Source organism: Priestia sp. AB, assembly GCF_028369225.1.
GTDB classification, from domain to species: domain Bacteria; phylum Bacillota; class Bacilli; order Bacillales; family Bacillaceae_H; genus Priestia; species Priestia megaterium.
Map to the genome: position 1 here is coordinate 14,676 of NZ_JAQMYN010000023.1, position 21,881 is coordinate 36,556.

The following is a 21,881-nucleotide window of genomic DNA, read 5'->3' on the forward strand; positions in this document are numbered from 1 at the left end:
TGATTATACACAGAAAGGACGACAAATATGAATCATGAACCTTCTCTTCTTAAACAACTAAAATTATGGCATATCGTCGTGATAGGCTTAGGCTACATGGCACCTATGGCCGTTTTTGATACATTTGGCATTGTAACTGAATCAACAGATGGACATGTTTCAGGCGCTTATGCATTCACGTTGATTGCTATTTTATTTACAGCCATTAGTTATGGAAAAATGGTAAAAGCTTTTCCCGGAGCTGGTTCCTCTTATACATACGCACAGCAAGTAATGAATCCAAGCATTGGTTTTTTGGTAGGATGGACGGCTCTTCTTGATTATCTATTTCTGCCAATGATCAATGCACTTTTGACAAATATTTACCTAAGCTCTCTGTTTCCAGGTGTTCCAAAGGCCGTATGGATTATCAGCTTTGTTGTGATCATGACCATAATGAATATTTTTAGCGTTCATTTAACCGTTTCTTTGGGTACGCTATTAGTTGCTTTTCAAATTTTAGTCGCTATTATCTTTATTATTTTAAGTGCTACAACTCAAGGCCAAGAGCTATCATTTAAACCGTTTATAAGTGAATCGGCCTCTATATCTCTGTTATTAAACGGAGCAGCTATTTTATGCTTTTCTTTTTTAGGATTTGATGCTGTAACCACCATGGCCGAAGAAACACTTAAGCCTGAGAAAACCATCCCTAAAGGGATTCTCATTATTGCATGTACGGGAGGCGCCTTATTTATCACAGTTTCTTACTTTGCTCAGCTCCTTTTCCCTTCAGCCTCTTTGTTTCATGATTTAGAAGGTGCATCAGCAGAAATTGCTTATAAAATTGGCGGCCAGCTTTTTCAATCTATTTTTGTAGCAGCGGCCTTGACTTCAACTATTGCTTCTGGACTTGTCTCACATATGAGTGCATCAAGACTTCTCTATGCAATTGGGAAAGATGGTTATCTTCCTCGGAGAATTTTTGGCTATATTCACCCTAAAACAAAGACGCCTATTTGGAACGTGGTGATTATTGGTGGCCTCTCTTTAATTTCACTAGGTCTGTCTCTTGAAAAAGCTACCTCTTTAATTAATTTTGGTGCTTTAATTGCGTTCAGTTCAGTGAACATAGCGGTTTTTATCCATTATTTTATTCATCAAAATAAGCGTTCCTTCAGTGGATATATTTCATATGTACTTATGCCTTTACTTGGCAGTTTATTTTTGTTTTTTATGTGGCTTAACTTAGAAACAACATCCTTATTTATCGGTATTATATGGAGTATAATCGGAATTATTTATTTACTGATTGCTAGACGAAAAAATACTATTACCATTCCTACTTTTCATTTTGATTAAGGAACTAGACTTAACACATGAAAGCTACATTTACTATACCAATGAAAAAATCCGAACGTATTTGATTCTCAACCAAGAATCAAACTCGTTCGGATTTTTCTTCAACTAAAATACTTTCGTACCAGTCTCTTTTTATTTTTGCGATTGTGAGACTTTTTCCAAAATACGTCTTTTACGATAAAGCATCATTCCAACTTCCCCTATATCGCTAATTGCTTGTTTGTTAATATACGCTCCAAATACCATTCCTGCTATAGGAATCATTTGGAACAGCTTTTTCCAGCCCAAGTTGTCCCTGTAGGTTAGAAACACTTCTCTCCACCCTTGCAGCTGCTGCAAGCTCTGCGTTCGATTTCCGCTTGCTAATTCTTCTAAAATCGCACGTTTCCCTACAATGTCAGAAGACGAAAACTGCATGCATTTGACCATAAAAATTCGTTCCTCTTGCTCAGTGGGGTCGTAACCATAAGAAACAGCCACTTCTTGCAGTGTCTTAAGTGTAAGCCCTAATACAAAAGGAACATCAATAGCTAGTGTAAAAATCCCGCCTATCCCGGTTGTGGCTCCTTGAAGCTGTGCGTTCTTTTTTCGGACTTCAATAAAATGCTCTGCCAATTCATCCATTTCTTGCAGAGATAAATGCTGAATATCCTCTATCGAAAGCTGTTTCTTTTCTTGTAATTGTGCTGATGCTTTTTCTAGCGTGGCAGACGTATTAGCTAAATACTGGCCTCCATTATCAACATACTTAGCAATTTCATCTAATAATTTTTCTATTTTTTGATGAATGAACTTTGGCGTTACTTTATCTAAAGCTGAAAAAGGCAAACGAGCCAGCCGCTCCCAGAAAAAAAGTCCTTTTTGGTCTTTCTCCCACTTTTCAATTTTTCGTAACTCTACTCTTAACTGCTCATGCTCTGACATATCCTCACTCTTTTCCTCGATTTATCAGCTCTGCCCTACTTGTTTATTCCTCACATATTTAATGATAAAAAACAATGCAATTAAAACAACAATTCCGATTCCAATAGGCTGCATATATTGAGACACAATCGGCCCCACCTCTTTCCACTTAGGTCCTAACTTATATCCTAAATATACGTAAATAGCCGTTACTGGAAGCATCGCCACAAATGTATAAATAGAAAACAGCCATACATTCATTTTTGCCATCCCGCACGGAAAAGAGATAGCCGTGCGCACTCCTGGAATAAAGCGTCCAAAAAAAGCAACCCCGCTGCCGTACTTATTAAAAAAGCGATCGGCGGCGTCAATTTCTTTTTCTTTCACCAAAAAGTATTTTCCATATTTTAAAACCAGCGGTCGTCCACCGTAACGTCCCAGTCCATAAAGAGTCAACGGTCCACAAACACCGCCTACTGTACCTGCAAGGATAGCCAGATACAAGTTCATATCACCTTGGTACACCCAATACCCTACTAAAGGTAAAACAAGCTCTGCCGGGACAAACTCAAACGTTAATGCTAGAATTACGCCAAAATAAGAGAGCTGTTTTAGCGCTTCAATTAAAGAAAGTAAAACCGACTCTAACAAAAATTCTCCTCCTCATGTCATTAAATCTAAGACTGCAAAACTATAATTTAGCCGATTGATAGATAAAAACCAACGCGGCATAGTTTTTTCCTTTCCCTCTTTACGTATTACGTACTACAAAAGTTTCAATAAAAAAAAGCGCTAGTTTTATCCAGCGCTTTTATAGTTTAAAGTTAATTTGAATAATACCTACTTTACGAAGAGCATCGTATAAAATAACTAAAGCCGGTCCTAAAAATAATCCGACAAAGCCTAAAAGTTTAAATCCAATGTACAAACTAACTAGTGCAGCCAAAGGTGAAATACCCATATTTGTAGAAAATACTTTTGGTTCTACTACACGTCTTACTACCGTAATGACTCCAAATAGAATAAATAAGCCGATTGCTAATGAGTCATGCCCTTGCGTAAGAGCAAAAATTCCCCATGGAACGAGCACCGAGCCTGTCCCAAGGATTGGTAAGATATCGACAATTACAATTAATAAACTAAGCAGCGCGGTATACGGAACATCTAATAGCCAAAGCCCTACATAAGCCATTACAAACGTCATGACACTTAAGATAATTTGTGCCTTAATAAAACCAACCCCCGCTTGGATAAGCTGAGTGATGACAACTTGTAGCTTATATTTCGTTTCTTCTGTTAAAAATGACTTAATTTTATTTTTAATAGCAGGCAGCTCAAGGCTGATAAATACAAGCGCTACTAAATAAATAAGAAACTCTAATAGAAACCCAGGAACAGTAGCGGCAAAGCTAATGATGATTTCCACGGTACTTTTTAATAGAGAATCTAATGAATTTACGGTTTTTTCAAGCGTGCGCTCGATAGAAGAAATCACTTCTGTAGGAAGAGCGTTTGAATAGTATTTCCACTTAATAATAGTTGGATAAATCGCGGTTTCATAGATTTCTTTTACAAAGGAAGGCGCTATTTTTGAAAGAGCAACCACTTGCGTAACGATTGTCCGAACAATAAAAAATCCAATAAGTATGAGCGAAACAACATATAAAATGAAGGTCATAAGCACTGCATAGACTCTCTTCATTTTAAAAGATTGATGCAATTTTTGAACAATACCCTCAAGCGCTAATGCTGTTAATAAAGCAAACACAATCGGTAAACTGTAAGGGATTAACAAACATACGATTACTATCGAGGCGATGACCCATATTCGCTTTTTCCACATACTCTACTATCCCCCAACTAGCTAAGCTATCTCTATATTTATTGATAAAGAAAGGAACCAGTGACTGCTTTTATGTAAGAATAAAATTTGGATATATTTATACCTGATGTTACATATTATAGGGTCAATTTCCATAATAATAAAGGAATTATTACGAAAAAAGCTACTTATTCTAATTTTTTGAATAGAATAAGTAGCTTTTTAATTTATAAATTAGCCGGCTCTCATGACCTCTGTACCTTTTTTAGGGTCAAATTTGCCTTCAGATTTAGACATCACAATTGCTGCTAGTGTGTTTCCTACTAAGTTAACAACCGTACGTGCCATATCCATGATTCTGTCTACTCCAGCAATGAAGGCTAACCCTTCTGCCGGAACGCCGATTGTTCCAAGAGTAGCCAGCAATACAACAAATGATGTTCCTGGCACGGCAGCCATTCCTTTAGATGTAACCATCAATACCAGAATGAGCGTCAGCTGTTGAACGATCGTTAAATCAATACCGTACACCTGCGCTAAGAATAACGCTGCAATCGCTTGATAAAGAACGGAACCATCTAGGTTAAATGTATAGCCAATTGGTACAACGAACGATACGATAGCTTTTGGACAGCCCATCTTTTCAAGTTTTTCCATAATACGCGGAAGAACTGTCTCAGAACTAGATGTACTGTATGCTAACAACAGTTCATCTTTCATATAGCGGAATAAGTGGAAAATGTTAATTCCTGCCCATTTCGCAATTCCTCCTAATACAACAAGTAGGAAGAAAATTAACGCTAAGTAAACTAAGATAACAAGCTTTCCTAATGAAAGGAGTGAATCTAAGCCGAATTTTGAAACTGTTACACCAATTAAAGCAAATACACCAATTGGCGCCACTTTCATTACAAGGTTTACCACGTGAAACATTGCGTGAGAAACACCGTCGAAGAATTGTACAACTGGCTTTCCTCTTTCCCCAATTGCCGCTACTCCAAGTGCAAATAACACTGTAAAGAAGATAATTGCTAGCATGTCTCCTTCAACAATTGACTGGAAAAAGTTTGTCGGAACAATGTGTAAGAAAGTTTCAGCCACTGACTTTCCTTCTTGCTGTTTGGATGTTTCAACATATTGTGAAATATCACCCTTTTGTGCTGAATGAATGTCTACACCTTGCCCAGGATGAAAAATATTAGCAACCAATACACCGATTATAATTGCAAAAGTCGTAATAATTTCAAAATAGAGAATGGTTTTAACGCCGAGCTTTCCGACCTGTTTACCGCTCCCTGCTCCTGCAACTCCAACGACTAAGCTTGAGATAACAATTGGAATAACAATCATCTTAATTAATCTTAAAAATAGGTCTCCTAGCGGCTGTAGGTATGTTACTACACGCGGATCGTTAAACCAAATTACCCCTACAAGAACACCGAGGATTAATCCGGTAAAAATCTGCGTAGCCAAACCAAAACGAATTTTTTTCATAGATGTACCTCCCCAAAGATGTATGACATTTGTATATATTTTTCTGAAAAAACAAAAAAAGACTATTCTTAAGAAAGAACAGCCTTTTACTTACGCTATTTTGGGCTCTTTCTCTCAATAAAGCAAACGGGGTTAACTGTCGGATTCGGAATTGAGAGTTTCCTACCTTTTGTAAGGATTCACCCCAAGGCAGCTTTACTGCCGATAATGATTCCCCCGCTCTATACGATTAAGCTTATTATTCAGTTTTTATAAAATTAAAACGATCTATACGTTGTCATACGTTTTTTACAGTCAATAAAACTAAACAGAAGTCTTACTTTTACTTAACTTTATACTGCACAAATATTAATTTACTATTTTTCGACACGTTTTGTCAATACCTATGTTTATAAAACGCTTTCAAAAGGCGATAATATATATTTATGCAAAAAAGCTATTGCAATGTTGCAATAGCTTTTTCTTGCTCTTTGAGTCTCTATTAGAAGTTTAAGGGACTAAAGAACACGCGTGTTTATTTTATAAAAATACAAAATATAGAATAGCTGCTAAAACTATTCGATATAGTGCAAATGGTACTAATTTGATACGGTTAATTAATTTCAGGAAAAAGCGAATAGATACCAGCGCAAAAATAAAGGCGCTGATAAAACCAGCAATAAAAAACGGTAGTGCATCTGATGTGAAATACTGCCAGTTTTTAACCAATGAAAGTCCACTTGCTCCTGCCATGATTGGCACTGCCATAATAAATGTAAAATCTGCGGCTGCCTTATGGCTCATTCCAAGAAGAACTCCTCCTGAAATCGTTGAGCCTGAACGAGAAAAACCTGGCCAAAGAGCAATACATTGAAACAGTCCTATACCCAGTGCTTGTCCATAAGACATTTGGTCCACCGTCTCTACGCGCGGACGTTTAGGTCCAAACAAATCTGCTAGAATCATTAATACAGCTCCGACTACTAAGCCAATTAGCACCGTATTTAAAGAAAACAAATGTTCATCAATGTAATCATCAAACAAAAGTCCTAACACTCCTGCAGGTAGCAGACCAACAATTACCTGCATTAAATTCAAGCGATTTGTCGGTCCAATTGGAGCAGCTGGTTTTTTTCCTAATCCTAATAAATTAATAAAACGATCTTTAAAAATAACTACTACTGCTAAGATCGACCCTAGCTGAATAACAATTTTAAATGTATTAGCTACTGGAGATGAAAATAATTCTTTTGAATTTAACCACAGGTCATCCACAATAATCATATGCCCAGTTGACGAAACAGGAGCAAACTCTGTTAAACCTTCTACAATCCCTAAAATGATTGCTACAATAATTTCCCACATAAAGCTATGTACCTTGCCTTTCTTTCAAATTAATAAGCTTATCGCTTCGTTTTACATGCTCAACTATTTTCCTATTTTGACACTTGCTTTTTTATCATAATTGTTAAAACTATGAAATACAATGTGTATTTGCAAAAAGATAAGAATCTTTAATAATTCGTAATAAAAACCTTACATGCTATAATCAAAAAACACGATATCAGCTTTTATTTATTTTAAAAAGTAGTCACTATGTTCGGTATAAATTCCGGTCCCTTAGCTAAAAATGAATCATCTAGACTATTTTTCTTTAGCGTGAAAAAATGACTAAATCATTATGTTTTTTCCATCCCCTTTACTGTCATCTATCATTTTAATCAACTAGTGCTTGCTTATACGACATATCCCCTAAGCAATTTGAAACTTTTTTCTCTCTTTTCTCGTATATAGTAGTATCTTTTTTAGGAGGCTTTTTACTATGAATGGAAATGTACGTACAATGAAATGGGTCACTGCTGGGTATGAAGCCTTGCTGGGAATTCCTTTAATTGGCGCGGGGATCGTTATGGGCTTTAGTTATACTCCTCTTTTTATTGGATTTATTCTTCATGCTATCACACTCATTTTAGCTAATAGACGAGGGTTATCTGCGTATGGAAACATACTAGGGATTGTTACTTCACTGGTTGCTTGGATTCCATTTTTAGGGTTTATCATGCACATTATTACAGCTATTGTGATTGCAATCGATGCTGCTAGACAACGTTAATTGTCTAGCTTTTTTTATTTAAGGGTTGATTTTTTACCGAATGATGGTAAACTTAAGCCGTAAATTGAATAATTTGAATGTTATTTCTACTAGGGGTGTCTGATAGCTCAGACTGAGAGAAGAGTGCAATAAAACTCTTTAACCCTTTGAACCTGATTTGGGTTATACCAGCGGAGGGAAGTAGTCTTAAAAAGAATAGTATATGTTTATTCTTTTTTCGCCTATTCCATCGGGTTCTGTCTATCACAGAACCCGATTTTTTTATGGTTCGGTATAGCTACACTTTATGCGAAACCGGAGGAATATGTAATGTCAAAACAAAATGTATCAGTTTCTATGAAAAAGCCTTTTCCAAACAGTCACAAAGTATATGTCCAAGGATCCAGAGAAGACCTTAAAGTGCCTATGCGTGAAATTCATCAGTCTCCTACTACAGGATCTTTTGGGGAAGAAGAAAATAGTCCCGTACGTGTATACGACACGAGCGGTGTTTATACAGATCCCTGTTATGAAATTAATTTACAAAAAGGATTACCGGCTCTGCGCGAAAAGTGGATTGCAGAACGAAACGATGTAGAAACATATCAAGGCCGTACGGTTCAGCCACAGGATAACGGTTATTATGATGGTGATCCAAGAGATCAGTACGAGCGCTTTATCACTAATCGTTTACCTTTGCGCGCGAAAAAAAATCAAAATGTAACGCAAATGCACTATGCAAAAAAAGGAATCATCACGCCCGAAATGGAATTTATCGCTATTCGTGAACAGATGGATCCTGAAGTTGTACGTGAAGAAGTAGCAAGAGGACGTGCGATTATCCCTAATAATATCAATCACCCTGAAAGCGAACCGATGATTATCGGCCGCAAATTCCATGTGAAAATTAATGCTAATATCGGAAATTCAGCTATTCGTTCAGCTATTGAAGATGAAGTAGAAAAAATGACATGGGCAACGCGCTGGGGAGCCGATACAATTATGGATTTATCAACAGGAAAGGATATCCACACAACACGCGAATGGATTATCCGCAACTCGCCTGTTCCTGTAGGAACCGTTCCTATTTACCAAGCGCTTGAAAAAGTAAAAGGTGTAGCAGAAGATCTAACGTGGGAAGCATACCGCGATACATTAATTGAACAAGCAGAACAAGGTGTTGATTACTTTACTATTCACGCAGGTGTTCTTTTACGCTATATTCCTCTGACAGCGAAACGTACGACAGGTATTGTTTCACGCGGAGGATCCATCTTGGCGCAGTGGTGTTTAGCTCATCATGAAGAGAATTTTTTATATACTCGCTTTGAAGAAATCTGTGAAATCTGTAAAGCATATGATATTTCTATTTCGCTTGGCGATGGGCTGCGTCCTGGTTCCATTGCAGATGCTAATGATGAGGCACAGTTCGGTGAATTAGAAACGCTTGGTGAATTAACTAAAATTGCTTGGAAACACGATGTTCAAGTTATGATTGAAGGTCCTGGACATGTCCCTATGCACCTCATCAAAGAAAACGTAGATAAACAAATGGAAATATGCCAAGAAGCTCCTTTCTATACTCTTGGACCGCTTACAACCGACATCGCTCCAGGCTATGACCATATTACATCGGGTATCGGTGCTGCAATGATTGGCTGGTTTGGGACAGCTATGCTTTGCTACGTAACGCCAAAAGAACATTTAGGTCTGCCAAATAAAGAAGACGTTCGAGAAGGCGTTATCACCTATAAAATTGCTGCGCATGCCGCTGACCTAGCAAAAGGCCATCCAGGAGCACAAAAACGCGATAACGCGCTGTCAAAAGCAAGATTTGAATTTAGATGGAATGATCAATTTAACCTGTCACTAGATCCAGAGCGCGCAAAAGAATATCACGATGAAACACTTCCCGCTGAAGGTGCTAAAACAGCCCATTTCTGTTCAATGTGTGGACCTAAATTCTGTTCGATGCGTATTTCTCAAGATATTCGTAACATGGCTCAAGAAAATGAAAAAGATGTAAACGAAGTAAGAAAAGAAGGAATGAAAGAAAAAGCTAAAGAGTTTGTTAACAGTGGTTCAAATATCTATCAATAATGAAGTAGAACAGCTTAAAGAACAAATTAAGCAGCTTGAAAGAAAGTTATTATTTGTTCAGCAAAATTGTCAGCACATTATCGTTGAATCCTCACATTCTTCCGTAAGACGCTGCATTAAGTGTTTCTATCAACAAGAGGCAGTGGCTAGGACAAAAGTATTTTAGTTGAAGAAAGATCCGAACGATTAATCGTTCGGATCTTTTCATTGTGATGGTAAACGTAGGCTTCATACCTGTAGCTGCTTCTAGCTATTGATTCAGTTATATCTCCATCTTTTTATCTTTTTTTGAAACGTGCTTTCAGCACGTTCTTGACCCAATATAATAATTTAATAATAACCCAGCCTATAAATGTACCTAGCGTATTCAAAAAGATATCATCAATATCAAATACTCGTTCCGTTAGCTTGTACTGTAAAATCTCAATCAGAAAACTGATTAAGAAACCTGTCGTAAACACTTGAATAAAACCGTCAAACCACTTCATAAACAAAGGAATAAACATTCCAAGCGGCGCAAACATCACGATATTCCCCAGTATATTTGTCAGAGTGAGCATTATATTTCCGCTGTCCCACATCAGACGGATCGTGCTAAATAAATCCAAGTTCATTGCTTTTCCGTAAACATGTTCGTTTTCCCGTATGAGAGTAGCATAAATGACCACTGCCGTATACGCAATAAATAGAATGAACATGACTTTTTTAACGATTGATCTGATGCTTACATTCACTTCAACATCACCTTCTTTGACTTCCAAAACCATTTATTATTATCTATATGTACCCGTCCACTGCTTTCATTCGTAGTGAATTCATTTACATGCTTTTTTATCCTATCACATCAATAAATAAATACAATTCCCTTTATACAATTTTATTAAACTTGATTCTTTATAAATAAAAATCCTCATTATTTTATGCTACTCATTTCATTAATTTCTACATATATAAATAATAAGAAGCAGCGAGTAACACTTCGCTGCTTCTTATTTAATCTGGATAATAAGGATTCAAATGGATTAATACTTCCTGAATATTATCATGTTTTTTCATAAGTGTTGCTTTGATTTCTCGTCCTAAATCATGACCTTCCTTAATTGTTTTAAAGTGGTCAATTGAAATACGTACATCCACTAATATGTAATGGCCATGTTCTCTTGCTCGAACGCGATCAATCCGCTTCACATCTTCAAATTCATAAATGCTTTCTTCAAGTTCTTTCAGTAGCTCTTCATCAATATTGCCTTCCATTAAGATTTGAAAAGACTCTCCCATCATTTGTCTGGCAATGTTAAAAATTAAATAAGCAACAAATATACTTGCTATTTTATCTCCGTATAACAGCAGTTGAACATCCATTTTATCACCAATAATCGATAATAAAACACCAATTGCGGCTGCAATAGAAGCAACAATATCTGCTTTATGATCAAAGGCAATTGCCTCAATTGCCTTACTGTGGTGCTGCTTCGCTACGTTTAAAGAATAACGGTACAACAATACCTTTGCTATGTATGAAATAACAGCAATCCACATGGCTAAAATATTTGGAGATTCAACCGGATGGAATAAACCAACGACTCCTTCAAATACCACATAAAATGATACAAGCAATAAAATAATTCCTACGATTCCTGAGACAATCACTTCTGCTTTTCCATGTCCATATGGATGGTCATCATCTGCTGGTTTATTTGCTACTCGTATAACCAATAAGACAATAATAGAGGCAAATACGTCCGCTGCAGAGTGAATACCATCAGCAAATACAGCATCACTATTTCCAATCCATCCTACTATTACTTTTCCTAGCGTAAGGGCAATATTGCTCCATACGCTAATCCATGCTACTTTTTTCGCAATGGACTCCCTTATACTGTTGTTCATTTGCACACCTCGACTTACTTCTTGAAAAATCAGCTTTTTTATCTTATCACTGCTCATTCAAGTGGGTCTAGAGCAATCTATTTTCGCTTAGCTATATATGTTTCAGTACCGCAAAATTACTGATAACCCACAACATACTCCTTATTATTTCTCCGTCAACTTCTTACGGTCTGTTGCCATTGGAGGTTCTTCCATCCAACCTTGCTCAATCATAATCCGAATTCCATCTTTTCCGTACTTTCCTATACGTCCAATTAGCTGAGAAAATTCTACTGCTACATCCGAACGGAACGACATAGACAAACCAGCACCGCAGTTATCAATAGCGATCGTCACCGCTGTGGAAGTATGATACATCATCAGTTTATCTGAAAACGGTGAAATCGTTGAGTTGGTTACATATGCATCAAGCAGACGCGGACTTGGTAAATCAGCTTCAGACAGTAACTCGGTAAAGTGCTTGATTTGCTTACTCGCAAGCTTGACTCCATCAAAAAAATAAGAGCGTAATTTTTGTGTGGCAGCTACTTGACTAAAGGCCAGCATCAGCGTTTTACCTAATACATTTGTATTAACAATTTCTTGAATAGCCGTAACCTCCAAAGAAGTTAGAGGATGCATTTGAGAGAAAAGTGGTGATATAAACGTTTTCTGGTCCACAAAATTCACTTTTACAGGATAAGGAATAAACGGAGGTCTCATCAGCATGCTTTTTCTTAAAATAACGTGGTTAGAATCCTCTAAAAGACTGTCGCTTTCTTTTACACATCGAGACAGGTGATCATAAATATCTTGCCTTCTCACTGCGCTTAGGGCTCTGGCATATTTCTTCATACCTCCAATTGCCATTTCATTTACATAAATAGCCATAAAAATATCATCAAATAAAGCAGGAACTCCTTTGTTCACATCTTGTTCCCCAAAACCTACTGGTATTGGAATTTTTTCCGAACTGAATAATTCCGTCAATTCGTCTACATGAGTTTGTGAAATCTGATGGGCTTTTTTTAAGAGCTCCTTAATCTCGGCATCTTTTACAACAGATAGAAAATACCCAAGAACACATACATACAGCGTATCGCCTAAATATTGCGCCCATAAGTAACCTAACTCAGCTGCGTTCAACCGCTGATTTTGTTGATGTTTTTGCATTTCGCTCTTTATATTTTCGTTCATTCACTTATTCTCCTTTTGGATAAAGTCGTACTTTTACTATCTCCAAAGAAGCGCTGAATAAACCGCATAAAAAAGACCTAGATAACAAGTCTAGGCCTTTTAGGTTACGCATATTTCTGGTCTTCTGTTTCTTTTCTAAAAAAGCTTTTCATCGCGTGAAAAACGTCTGATTTTTGTTTTAAAATAAAGTGTCTAAAACTTTCGTCTTGAATATTTTTGTAAGCAGACATTAAAGTGGAATGTCGATTGTACTGATTCACTTCCCCATATCCAAACATATTTGACACTTTCATTAATTCATTTACTAACTTTACACACCTTGCGTTATCTGAAGTTAAGTTATCGCCATCTGAAAAATGGAACGGGTAAATATTATAGCGGCTCGGATCATACTTTTGGTTAATTAATTCAAGCGCTTTTCGATAAGCAGATGAACAGATGGTTCCTCCGCTTTCTCCTTTGGAGAAAAAGTCTTCTTCTGATACTACTTTTGCCTCTGTATGATGCGCAATAAATTCAATTTCCACTGTTTCATATTTCGTACGTAAAAAGCGTGTCATCCAAAAGAAAAAGCTTCGTGCCATATACTTTTCCCATATGCCCATCGAACCGCTCGTATCCATCATAGCTAAGACGACTGCTTTCGATTCCGGCTTTATAACTTCATTCCACGTTTTGAATTTTAAATCTTCCGGATAAATAGGATGAAAAGCAGCCTTTCCTGTCATTGCGTTTCGCTTATAAGCGCTCATCATCGTTCGTTTTTTATCAATATTCCCCATCAAACCTGTACGTCGTATATCATTAAATTCAATGTGTTCCACAACAATTTGATCAGATTCTTTTCGCTGAAGATTAGGCAGTTCTAATTGAGCAAATAAAGCCTCTTGAAGCTCCATAAGAGACACTTCTGCTTCAAAGTAGTCTTCTCCAGCCTGGTCACCTGCTCCTTGACCTTTCCCTGCTCCTTTTTGACCATCTCCAGCAGATCCATCACGTGCTACTACATCCCCAACTTTACTGTCTCCATCACCTTGACCCACATGTTTGTTTTTATCATAATTGTACCGAATTCGATATTCATCCAATGATTTGATCGGAATTTTAACAACTTCTCTTCCATTGGACATCACGATATTTTCTTCTGTAATTAAATCCGGTAAATTATTTTTAATTGCTTCTTTAATTTTTTCTTGATGTCTTTTTTGATCATCGTGGCCTTTACGATGGAGGGACCAGTCTTCTTTTGAGACAGCAAAACTTTTATCTACTTCTTTTCCCACGCTATTCCCCTCCTTATTTAAAAAACACCTGCACGTTTTTACTCGGCATGCATAAGCTATACCGAAAGTTTCTGACAAATACCTTTAGTTCAAAGGTTGGTTACTCTTATCCTATGCGCAAGAATGGTATACTTGCTAACTAATTCTTTCACTGTTAACTATTCATTTTATAGTGTCTAGTGTCATGTATATGTTTATGACTTATCATATGATGGTTAAGTGCAATGCGTACTACACATTAGCCTAATTATGCAGAGTTTATTTTAAGAGATAAGAAAAACATGGCACAGATCGGAAGTGCCATGTTTTCTTGTTAGTACTGAGTTATCGATTTAACAAACTTCCTACATAGCGCAGCAGTTCATTAGCAGATACTGAATTGTATCCATGCTCATCAATTAATCGAGCCACTACTTCATTTACTTTCTTCAGCTGCTGCTCATCTGGTGTTTTAGTGGACGTTGTAATTTTCACTACGTCTTTTAAATCCGCAAACAATTTTTTCTGAATCGCTTCGCGTAAACGCTCATGGGAATTATAATCAAATCGTTTTCCTTTACGTGCATAAGCCGAAATACGAATTAGGATTTCTTCGCGGAATGCTTTTTTTGCATTTTCTGAAATACCAATTTGTTCTTCAATTGAACGCATTAATTTATCATCTGGATTTAACTCTTCTCCTGTTAGCGGATCACGAAGCTTATTTTTGTTGCAGTATGCTTCGACATTATCTAAATAATTATCCATTAATGTTTTAGCGGACTCTTCATACGAATAAACGAACGCTTTTTGCACTTCTTTTTTAGCAATTTCATCATATTCTTTACGCGCCAGAGAAATATAATTCAGGTAACGCTCTCGATCCTCAGCAGAAATAGACGCATGCTGTGCCAGCCCTTCTTTCAATGAACGCAGTACATCTAATGCATTGATTGATTTAATATCTTTTCGAATGATGGTAGATGAAATGCGATTAATGACATAACGAGGATCAATACCGCTCATTCCTTCATCCGTATACTCTTTTTGTAACTCTTCTACGTCTGCATCGTTATAGCCTTCTACAGATTGACCGTCGTATAGGCGCATCTTCTTTAATAAATCGATATCGCCTTTTTTAGGCTCTTTTAATCTCGTTAATGTAGTAAAGATAGAAGCAATACGTAACGTATGAGGGGCAATATGAACATCTGATACGTCACTTTCACGAATCATCTTGTCATAAATTTTTTCCTCATCACTCACTTTTAAGTTATATGGAACAGGCATTACTATAATTCGTGAATGCAAAGCTTCATTTTTCTTATTGGAAATAAACGAGCGATACTCTGTTTCATTCGTATGCGCTACGATTAATTCATCTGCACTAATTAAAGCAAATCTTCCTGCTTTAAAGTTTCCTTCTTGGGTTAAAGAGAGTAAATGCCATAAAAATTTCTCATCACATTTTAACATCTCCTGGAACTCCATCATTCCCCGGTTTGCTTTATTAAGCTCTCCGTCAAAGCGGTAAGCACGCGGATCTGACTCAGATCCATACTCTGCAATTGTTGAAAAGTCAATGCTTCCTGTTAGGTCGGCAATGTCTTGAGATTTCGGATCAGAAGGACTGAACGTTCCAATTCCAGTTCGTTTGTCCTCTGAGAAGAAAATGCGTTCGATAATGACGTCTTCAATTCTCCCGCCATACTCTTCCTCTAATCGCATTGTATTTAAAGGAGATAAGTTTCCTTCGATTCGGATACCATACTCTTCAAAGAAGTCTTTACGTAAATGATGCGGAATTAAATGCAGCGGATCTTCATGCATTGGGCATCCTTTAATAGCGTAAACAGCTCCTCGATCAGTAAGCGAATAAGCTTCAAGCCCTCTTTTTAACATGGTCACTAGCGTCGATTTACCACCACTTACTGGACCCATTAAAAGTAAAATACGTTTACGAACATCTAAACGCTTTGCAGCTGGATGAAAATATTCTTCCACCAAGCGTTCTAGCGAATCTTCAAGTCCAAACATTTGTCCACTGAAAAATTTATAATGTCTTTTACCATTTACCTCTTCAATTCCTGCATCCTTTATCATGTTGTATACTCTAGAGTGTGCAGGCTGAGCAATTAAAGGCTCATCTTTAATCAGCTTTAGGTACTCTTCAAATGTCCCTTCCCACTTAAGACGATTCTCTTCTTCGCGGTATCTTTCAACTTTCTTTAATATATCCATTAAAGGACCTCCCCTACTAGTTATGGTGCTAGTGAACAAGATTAATACAATCTATGCAGCAAAATGTTTGAACATGCTTTTTAAATTGTAAAATTCAGAAATTTGTCCTTGCTAGGCATTCACAGTAAAGTATTTATTAGCTATAATAAAAGAGTAAGAAGGAACGGCTAAACTTTGTTAGAGAACTTATGTCTCTAGAAGAGTTATTTTGTCGTTATTATCATCATGAGATATGGGAAGTCGGTTTTAACTGCAGTAGCTATATAATCCTTTTAATTAGATTGAGGAGGAAAATCAATGCGCTTACTTTTAGTATTAGGAGTAACAATTGCTTTTTTAGCATCCATCTTCAGAGCGGGATACAATGATAAACCGGGCGTTAAAAAATAACCACTACATATCATCGTCGACATAAATAAAAAAGCGAGGTTCAATAAAATTTGAACCTCGCTTTTTACTTAAGATAAACCAGCATAATTTTGTTGACGCAGCGCTTCATAGATTAAAATAGCTGCTGTATTAGATAAATTTAAAGAACGAACATTTTCTGTCATCGGTAAACGAAGACATCTTTCCATGTTCTCTTCAATAATGTGCTTTGGCAGACCCTTTGTTTCTCTTCCAAATACGAAGAAATGATCCTGCTCTAAGTCACTATAATCAAATGTTGTGTGTGGCTGCTGACCAAATTTTGTGATGAAGTAGAAACCTGCTTCAGGATACTTTTCGAATACTTCCTCTAATGAATCATGATACACCACATTTACAAATTCCCAATAATCCAATCCAGCTCGCTTTAACATTTTATCATCTGTTGAAAAGCCTAACGGACGAACTAAATGCAGCGTCGTATTTGTTGCTGCACATGTTCGCGCAATATTTCCTGTATTTGCTGGAATTTCTGGTTGAAATAACACTACGTGTACTCCCACAAATTTTCACCTCTGCTAACAAATCTATTCATCATTATACCACTAACTTGCTAAAACGAAAGACTTACCGATCAACGATATGGAAAAAATCATACTTAATCTTTGGCGTGTAAGCCGTTGAATCTTCATAAGCCCAATATCTCATTCGACTATTATACGTGTTCGCATTCACAAGAGGCATACCGTGACCGTCTTTTGCTACAACAATCGTCGTATGATTCCATCTTCCATCTCCTTCAAAATCGTAGCAGATAACGTCTCCCGGGACAAGTTCGCTTGCTGAAGATTTCCTCACAGCCCGAAGTCCTGATTTGGAGTTACTTAAATAGCTGTGCATGGAATGAGCAACTGCCCAGCTATAGCTCCAGGCGTTCCCTCTCATCCACCATCCGTTTGCTTTTTTAGGATATCCCCGCATCGGCGCCTTTCCTGCATGCAAACACTGTGAAATATAGTTGGTGCAATTTACCTCAAACTGCTTATAACTTTCATTAGGTTTATCCCAATGTTTTTCTGCATACTGAACAGCCGCAAGACGATCATAATAAGAGGCTCTTTCTTCGTCTTCCTCTACTTCTTCTACATCCATTTCAACCTTATCTTCAGAAAAACCCTTTACCAGCAGCTTATCTTGAATAAGCGTATCTTTATAAAAAAGAGCTAAACGATCTTCAATTTCTTCTTCTATATAGAAAAAATCGTTTTGTTTTAAAAATGCCTGAATGTGCACCTTATATAATACTCTTGTTTCTTCCTGATCCGTATGAGCAGATTGAATAGAACCTTTCATATTACATTTTAAAACATCAACTTCTCTTTTTTTTATAAGAGACCGCTTTAGCTCACACTGATGTTCAATGAAAGGCTTAAAGTCTTCATGAAGCTCACCTTTTACATAGCTGTCCGCACGCGCTTTAATTAAAGTATATAATACATTCCTTTTTGTTAGCATAATGTCACCACTTTTCTAAGCGTTTATTATACGCTATGACTCATTAGCTAACTTTATCAATAAAAATACGGTTTAGATTTCTTGAAGCATCTCTATACCTTTTGACATTTCTTCAATTACTTCTTGGTCCTTTTCTTTTTCTCTTAAGTTCATAAGTATATCTAACGCTTCTTTATCGCCAATTTTGCCTAACGCCCATGCCGCTGTTCCTCGAATGACAGGTCGAACGTCATTTTTAATTAATTCAATTAAATCTGGAACGGCGGTTTGATCTTTAAAATGGGCCAGTGCAATAATGGCATTACGCTGAATTGGCTTTTTCCCTCTCCAAGAACCTGAAACATGTCCAAATTTCTCTTTGAATTCACGATTACTCATCGTTAAGAGCGGTTTTAATTTAGGCTTCGCAAGTTCTGGGTCAGGCTCCATCTCAGGGTGAAAATGAAAGTCTTTTCCTTTATTTTCAGGACACACAGTTTGACATGTATCACAGCCATATAAACGATTGCCTAATTTACTTCGAAATTCTTCAACTAAAAATCCTTTTGTTTGGGTTAAAAAGGCAATGCATCGCTGCGAATTCAGCTGACCACCTGTTACAAGCGCACCCGTAGGGCACGCATCAACACACTTATTACAAGTACCACAACCGTCCTCTATCGGTTTATCAGGAGGAAACGGGATATCTGTAATCATTTCTCCTAAATACACGTAGGAACCAAATTCAGGTGTAATAATGGCACAGTTCTTACCGCTCCAGCCAATACCAGCTCTTTCTGCTACAGCTCGGTCCGACAGCTCACCTGTGTCTACCATCGATTGAAGGATAGCTGCAGGTACTTTTTCTTTTATGAAGGTTTCAAGCTTTTGAAGCCTATCACGTAGAACCGTATGATAATCTTGCCCCCAAGAAGCACGGCAAAAGATTCCTCGACGATCTTCCTTTGTGCTCTTTGGTGCATCCTTTAATTTAGAAGGATACGCAAGTGCAATTGAAATAATTGATCTAGCTTTTGGAACAACTAATGTGGGATCTACTCTCTTTTCAATATCAGGTTCTTCAAAGCCTGAAGCATAACCTAACTCTTGCTGTGCTAACAATCGATTCTTTAACTCATCAAACATGGAAGCACTCGCAAATCCAATCTTATCGATTCCAATCTCTTTGCTGTATGAAATAATTTCTTCCTTCAACTGATACGCATTCATAGTGAATAATGGCCTCCTTTCTAAGAAATTCTATATATTCATGCATTGAACTGTTTTCTCACTCAATGAAATGATAGGATGGTATCTATAAACGAACAAATACTAATTATAATAGAAAGGATCAAAAAAATGAACTTTACATTATCGCCCGCTATTAAACAGCTTTGCCCTTCTTTTAAAATGGGAATCATTCAGTATAAAAATATTGAAGTTGGTGATTCTCCTCAAATGCTAAAAGGACGTCTGCGCCTCTTTCAAGAATCCATTTATTTCGACCTTGAGTCAAAAAAAGTAACAGAATTCGAAGGTGTTAGCGAGTGGAGAAAGCTTTTCAAAACATTTGGAACTGATCCAAGTAAATACCGTCCTTCTATAGAAGCTTTAATTAGAAGAATAGGAAAACAAACGTATTTGCCTTCTATCAATTCTGCTGTGGACATTAACAACTTTTTTTCATTGCAATATGAAGTCCCAATTGGAATTTATGACTCCTCTAATTTAGAAGGCCCCATCGAATTTGCTATCGGTAAAAAAGAAGAGTCTTATGAAGCTCTAAATGAACGTAATATTTCTTTAGAAAATAAAATCATTTCAAAAGATACCCTAGGAGCTTTTGGAAGCCCTTATGTCGATTCTAACCGAGCGTACGTAACTGAAAAGACAACGCAAGCTGTACAGTTCATTTATTTAAAGCCTTCACTTTCAGAAGAACAGGCTTATAAACTAACTAAATCCCTAAGTAACATGTTCATTCAAATTCACGGCGGCGAAGCCACCTATCAAGTCATTAACTGATGTACGTAAATATAGCGTCTATCTTGAAAAGATAGACGCTATATTTACGCTAAAAATAAAAAACGCAACATCTCAGCTTTGAAAGCGAGACACTGCGTTGTGATAACAATATGTATGGAGCGGGTGATGAGAATCGAACTCACGACATCAGCTTGGAAGGCTGAGGTTTTACCACTAAACTACACCCGCAAATATTATCAAAATTTGTCGACCGATAAGTAAAAATAAAAACAGGAATCACCCTGTCAAGTAAAGCTAAAGTACCGATGGTCGGGGTCGAACCGACACTCCCGAAGGAACACGATTTTGAGTCGTGCGCGTCTGCCAATTCCGCCACATCGGCAAAATAAAAAAGGCAAGTTAAAATTATAAATGGTGCCGAGGGCCGGACTTGAACCGGCACGGTAGTCACCTACCGCAGGATTTTAAGTCCTGTGTGTCTGCCAATTCCACCACCCCGGCAGCTTGTAAATAAATGGAGGCGGCAACCGGATTTGAACCGGTGATAGAGGTTTTGCAGACCTCTGCCTTACCACTTGGCTATGCCGCCATTTACTCAAGACTAAATAACTTTATTAAAATTGGAGCGGAAGACGAGGTTCGAACTCGCGACCCCCACCTTGGCAAGGTGGTGTTCTACCACTGAACTACTTCCGCATATATGGCTGGGCTAGCTGGATTCGAACCAACGCATGACGGAATCAAAATCCGTTGCCTTACCGCTTGGCGATAGCCCAATATTGGAACATGCATATCGTTTATAAATGGGGCGACTGATGGGAATCGAACCCACGAATGCCGGAACCACAATCCGGTGCGTTAACCACTTCGCCACAATCGCCACGTATATATGCAATGTTATTTTTATGATTGGCAGGGGCAGTAGGAATCGAACCCACACTGACGGTTTTGGAGACCGTAGTTCTACCTTTAAACTATGCCCCTGTAAATGGTGGAGGGGGGCAGATTCGAACTGCCGAACCCGAAGGAGCGGATTTACAGTCCGCCGCGTTTAGCCACTTCGCTACCCCTCCACAATAACTGTGGTGCCGGCAAGAGGACTTGAACCCCCAACCTACTGATTACAAGTCAGTTGCTCTACCAGTTGAGCTACACCGGCATTTTAAAAACAACTGTTTTTAAAATGGTGGCTCGGGACGGAATCGAACCGCCGACACAAGGATTTTCAGTCCTTTGCTCTACCAACTGAGCTACCGAGCCTTATTAAATTTAAAATGGCGGTCCCGACGGGAATCGAACCCGCGATCTCCTGCGTGACAGGCAGGCATGTTAACCGCTACACCACGGGACCACTTGGTTGCGGGGACAGGATTTGAACCTGCGACCTTCGGGTTATGAGCCCGACGAGCTACCGAACTGCTCCACCCCGCGATGATAATATATGGTGGAGGATGACGGGATCGAACCGCCGACCCCCTGCTTGTAAGGCAGGTGCTCTCCCAGCTGAGCTAATCCTCCGTTATTATGTAGATGAAAATAAATGGTGACCCGTACGGGATTCGAACCCGTGTTACCGCCGTGAAAGGGCGGTGTCTTAACCGCTTGACCAACGGGCCACTGTGCTAATTAAATAAAAATGGCGGAGAGCAAGGGATTTGAACCCTTGAGACAGCGTTAACCGCCTACACGATTTCCAATCGTGCTCCTTCGGCCACTCGGACAGCTCTCCAAA

The 21,881-nt window shown here is 37.9% G+C and carries 17 protein-coding genes, 16 tRNA genes and 2 riboswitches; of the genes, 4 read left to right on the forward strand and 29 right to left on the reverse strand.

Going from position 1 to position 21,881, the window contains the following annotated elements:
• The first annotated feature begins 27 nt into the window (after nt 1-27).
• Entirely contained in the window at nt 28-1,341 is a 1,314-nt protein-coding gene (locus POF52_RS28850; protein ID WP_176586331.1) for an APC family permease, read from the forward strand.
• A gap of 132 nt (nt 1,342-1,473) precedes the next feature.
• On the opposite strand, the gene POF52_RS28855 is transcribed toward POF52_RS28850, so the two are convergent.
• The 5 genes from POF52_RS28855 to POF52_RS28875 form a co-directional block, all read right to left on the reverse strand.
• Complete coding sequence (locus POF52_RS28855) at nt 1,474-2,265, reverse strand: EcsC family protein (protein ID WP_013081567.1); 792 nt, start codon at nt 2,263-2,265, stop codon at nt 1,474-1,476.
• Between the two features lie 24 nt (nt 2,266-2,289).
• Nucleotides 2,290-2,895 carry a DedA family protein gene (locus POF52_RS28860; RefSeq protein ID WP_013081566.1) on the reverse strand — a complete coding sequence of 202 codons (606 nt, stop codon included), beginning with the start codon at nt 2,893-2,895 and terminating at the stop codon, nt 2,290-2,292.
• Nucleotides 2,896-3,055: 160 nt separating this feature from the next.
• Nucleotides 3,056-4,087, reverse strand: a complete 1,032-nt coding sequence (ytvI, locus tag POF52_RS28865) for a sporulation integral membrane protein YtvI (protein ID WP_013055188.1) — start codon at nt 4,085-4,087, stop codon at nt 3,056-3,058.
• Nucleotides 4,088-4,300: 213 nt separating this feature from the next.
• The gene (locus POF52_RS28870) at nt 4,301-5,560 is read right to left on the reverse strand and encodes a cation:dicarboxylate symporter family transporter (protein WP_013081565.1); all 1,260 of its coding nucleotides are present in this window, start codon (nt 5,558-5,560) and stop codon (nt 4,301-4,303) included.
• 106 nt (nt 5,561-5,666) lie between these two features.
• A riboswitch (cyclic di-AMP (ydaO/yuaA leader) is annotated at nt 5,667-5,806 on the reverse strand.
• A 273-nt stretch (nt 5,807-6,079) separates the two neighbouring features.
• Nucleotides 6,080-6,904 (reverse strand): undecaprenyl-diphosphate phosphatase, encoded by an 825-nt coding sequence (locus POF52_RS28875; RefSeq protein WP_013055186.1) that lies wholly within the window; start codon nt 6,902-6,904, stop codon nt 6,080-6,082.
• A 457-nt stretch (nt 6,905-7,361) separates the two neighbouring features.
• On the opposite strand from POF52_RS28875, the gene POF52_RS28880 reads away from it, so the two are divergent.
• Together POF52_RS28880 and thiC are read left to right on the forward strand one after the other, a co-directional pair.
• Nucleotides 7,362-7,652 (forward strand): hypothetical protein, encoded by a 291-nt coding sequence (locus tag POF52_RS28880; RefSeq protein WP_013055185.1) that lies wholly within the window; start codon nt 7,362-7,364, stop codon nt 7,650-7,652.
• An 81-nt stretch (nt 7,653-7,733) separates the two neighbouring features.
• A riboswitch (TPP riboswitch) is annotated at nt 7,734-7,848 on the forward strand.
• Between the two features lie 113 nt (nt 7,849-7,961).
• Nucleotides 7,962-9,731 carry a phosphomethylpyrimidine synthase ThiC gene (gene thiC / locus POF52_RS28885; protein WP_016762883.1) on the forward strand — a complete coding sequence of 590 codons (1,770 nt, stop codon included), beginning with the start codon at nt 7,962-7,964 and terminating at the stop codon, nt 9,729-9,731.
• A 278-nt stretch (nt 9,732-10,009) separates the two neighbouring features.
• On the opposite strand, the gene POF52_RS28890 is transcribed toward thiC, so the two are convergent.
• From POF52_RS28890 to queG, 8 genes are all read right to left on the reverse strand, one after another.
• Nucleotides 10,010-10,465: a VanZ family protein gene (locus POF52_RS28890; RefSeq protein WP_271997330.1), complete on the reverse strand. Its 456-nt coding sequence runs from the start codon at nt 10,463-10,465 to the stop codon at nt 10,010-10,012.
• 259 nt (nt 10,466-10,724) lie between these two features.
• Nucleotides 10,725-11,621 carry a cation diffusion facilitator family transporter gene (locus POF52_RS28895; RefSeq protein ID WP_014461808.1) on the reverse strand — a complete coding sequence of 299 codons (897 nt, stop codon included), beginning with the start codon at nt 11,619-11,621 and terminating at the stop codon, nt 10,725-10,727.
• Nucleotides 11,622-11,765: 144 nt separating this feature from the next.
• Nucleotides 11,766-12,797 carry a DUF3231 family protein gene (locus POF52_RS28900; RefSeq protein ID WP_271997336.1) on the reverse strand — a complete coding sequence of 344 codons (1,032 nt, stop codon included), beginning with the start codon at nt 12,795-12,797 and terminating at the stop codon, nt 11,766-11,768.
• A 104-nt stretch (nt 12,798-12,901) separates the two neighbouring features.
• Nucleotides 12,902-14,080 (reverse strand): sporulation protein YhbH, encoded by a 1,179-nt coding sequence (gene yhbH, locus POF52_RS28905; RefSeq protein ID WP_013055180.1) that lies wholly within the window; start codon nt 14,078-14,080, stop codon nt 12,902-12,904.
• A gap of 324 nt (nt 14,081-14,404) precedes the next feature.
• A complete protein-coding gene (locus tag POF52_RS28910) occupies nt 14,405-16,300 on the reverse strand; it encodes a PrkA family serine protein kinase (RefSeq protein ID WP_013055179.1) in 1,896 nt (631 codons plus the stop codon).
• 458 nt (nt 16,301-16,758) lie between these two features.
• The gene (trmL, locus tag POF52_RS28915; protein ID WP_016762878.1) at nt 16,759-17,232 is read right to left on the reverse strand and encodes a tRNA (uridine(34)/cytosine(34)/5-carboxymethylaminomethyluridine(34)-2'-O)-methyltransferase TrmL; all 474 of its coding nucleotides are present in this window, start codon (nt 17,230-17,232) and stop codon (nt 16,759-16,761) included.
• Between the two features lie 64 nt (nt 17,233-17,296).
• A complete protein-coding gene (locus POF52_RS28920; RefSeq protein ID WP_271997340.1) occupies nt 17,297-18,184 on the reverse strand; it encodes an amidase domain-containing protein in 888 nt (295 codons plus the stop codon).
• Nucleotides 18,185-18,256: 72 nt separating this feature from the next.
• Nucleotides 18,257-19,393, reverse strand: a complete 1,137-nt coding sequence (gene queG / locus POF52_RS28925; protein ID WP_176586327.1) for a tRNA epoxyqueuosine(34) reductase QueG — start codon at nt 19,391-19,393, stop codon at nt 18,257-18,259.
• A gap of 129 nt (nt 19,394-19,522) precedes the next feature.
• Between queG and POF52_RS28930 the strand changes: the two genes are divergently transcribed.
• A complete protein-coding gene (locus tag POF52_RS28930) occupies nt 19,523-20,188 on the forward strand; it encodes a B3/B4 domain-containing protein (RefSeq protein ID WP_271997345.1) in 666 nt (221 codons plus the stop codon).
• Between the two features lie 115 nt (nt 20,189-20,303).
• Here the strand turns inward: POF52_RS28930 and POF52_RS28935 are convergent.
• The 16 genes from POF52_RS28935 to POF52_RS29010 all read right to left on the reverse strand — a co-directional run bounded on the left by POF52_RS28935 (nt 20,304) and on the right by POF52_RS29010 (nt 21,878).
• Nucleotides 20,304-20,377 (reverse strand) — tRNA-Gly (locus POF52_RS28935).
• Nucleotides 20,378-20,449: 72 nt separating this feature from the next.
• A tRNA-Leu gene (locus POF52_RS28940) sits at nt 20,450-20,531 on the reverse strand.
• 30 nt (nt 20,532-20,561) lie between these two features.
• A tRNA-Leu gene (locus tag POF52_RS28945) sits at nt 20,562-20,650 on the reverse strand.
• A 14-nt stretch (nt 20,651-20,664) separates the two neighbouring features.
• Nucleotides 20,665-20,738, reverse strand: a tRNA-Cys gene (locus POF52_RS28950).
• Between the two features lie 32 nt (nt 20,739-20,770).
• Nucleotides 20,771-20,845, reverse strand: a tRNA-Gly gene (locus POF52_RS28955).
• 5 nt (nt 20,846-20,850) lie between these two features.
• Nucleotides 20,851-20,925 (reverse strand) — tRNA-Gln (locus POF52_RS28960).
• Between the two features lie 28 nt (nt 20,926-20,953).
• A tRNA-His gene (locus tag POF52_RS28965) sits at nt 20,954-21,029 on the reverse strand.
• 30 nt (nt 21,030-21,059) lie between these two features.
• Nucleotides 21,060-21,133 (reverse strand) — tRNA-Trp (locus POF52_RS28970).
• 5 nt (nt 21,134-21,138) lie between these two features.
• A tRNA-Tyr gene (locus POF52_RS28975) sits at nt 21,139-21,222 on the reverse strand.
• Nucleotides 21,223-21,232: 10 nt separating this feature from the next.
• Nucleotides 21,233-21,308: transfer RNA gene (locus tag POF52_RS28980), tRNA-Thr, on the reverse strand.
• 25 nt (nt 21,309-21,333) lie between these two features.
• Nucleotides 21,334-21,409, reverse strand: a tRNA-Phe gene (locus POF52_RS28985).
• Nucleotides 21,410-21,424: 15 nt separating this feature from the next.
• Nucleotides 21,425-21,500: transfer RNA gene (locus POF52_RS28990), tRNA-Asp, on the reverse strand.
• Nucleotides 21,501-21,503: 3 nt separating this feature from the next.
• Nucleotides 21,504-21,580, reverse strand: a tRNA-Met gene (locus POF52_RS28995).
• An 11-nt stretch (nt 21,581-21,591) separates the two neighbouring features.
• Nucleotides 21,592-21,667: transfer RNA gene (locus tag POF52_RS29000), tRNA-Val, on the reverse strand.
• 23 nt (nt 21,668-21,690) lie between these two features.
• Nucleotides 21,691-21,765: transfer RNA gene (locus POF52_RS29005), tRNA-Glu, on the reverse strand.
• Between the two features lie 21 nt (nt 21,766-21,786).
• Nucleotides 21,787-21,878, reverse strand: a tRNA-Ser gene (locus tag POF52_RS29010).
• Between the last annotated feature and the right edge of the window lie 3 nt (nt 21,879-21,881).